At 66.8% G+C, this 1,022-nt stretch carries 1 protein-coding gene; it reads left to right on the top strand.

Features of this window, described 5'->3' with window-relative positions:
* Positions 1–103: 103 nt before the first annotated feature.
* Positions 104–997, top strand: coding sequence for an IS982 family transposase (locus BM290_RS46965; RefSeq protein WP_093622514.1), 894 nt, complete (start codon positions 104–106; stop codon positions 995–997).
* Positions 998–1,022: the final 25 nt, after the last annotated feature.

The following is a 1,022-nucleotide window of genomic DNA, read 5'->3' as shown; positions in this document are numbered from 1 at the left end:
CGCTAGGGATGACGGCGGCGGTGTACGGGCGACTACCGGGCGGTTGGCCCGTACATCTGTGTGGTTGGCCGGCGTAAAGGTGAAGGGTGTCGATGATCTGTTTGTGACGACAGACATCCACACCCTTCTCACCGCACTCTACGTGAAGATCGACGACTGGCTCGGCAAGCCCCGCCGGACCGGCCGGCCACCCAAGCTGTCCGACGCCGAACTGATCACCATGGCCGTCGCCCAAGCCCTGCTCGGGATCCGCTCCGAGGCCCGCTGGCTGCGGTTTCTTCCCCGGCACCTGCCTGGCGCGTTCCCTTATCTGCCCGGCCAGTCCGGCTATAACAAGCGGCTGCGGGCCGCGCTGCCGCTGTTGAAGAAAGCGATCCGGCTGGTCGCTGCCGACACCGATCTATGGTTCGACGACGTGTGGGTCACCGACTCGACCCCGGTCGAGTGCGGCCGGTCGCGGCCCACCGTGAAACGCTCCGACCTGGCCGGCTGGGCCGTCTACGGCTACTGCTCGTCACACTCACGCTTCTTCTGGGGCCTGCGACTTCATCTGATCTGCACCCCCTCGGGCCTGCCGATCGCCTGGTCCCTCGCGGACGCGAAGGCCGACGAACGTCAGGTGCTGGCCGCTGCCCTGGAAGAAGATCCCGGGCTGCTCGCCGCCCGGCCCGGCCAGCTGATCATCGCCGATAAGGGATACGTGTCCGCCGAACTCGACCGCTGGCTCGCCGAACGCGGCGCCCGCCTGCTGCGGCCCTCCTACCGCAACCGGACTCCACGCCCCGGCGAGCACCTGCTCAAACCCGTACGCCAACTGATCGAGTCAGTCAACGACACCTTGAAAGGCCAGCTCGACCTGGAACTGCACGGCGGCCGCAGCATCGAAGGCGTCGGTGTCCGGGTCGCCCAACGCCTACTGGCCATGACCGCCGCGATCTGGCACAACCGCGCCACCGGCCAGCCCTTGACCAGGTCCTTGATCGCCTACGACCACTGACCTGAGTTAGGACTTACTCGTCTAG

The organism is Actinoplanes philippinensis (assembly GCF_900113015.1).
GTDB classification, from domain to species: Bacteria; Actinomycetota; Actinomycetes; order Mycobacteriales; family Micromonosporaceae; genus Actinoplanes; species Actinoplanes philippinensis.
Note: the sequence above shows the minus strand (reverse complement) of the source record. Positions and strands in the feature narration are given on the sequence as shown.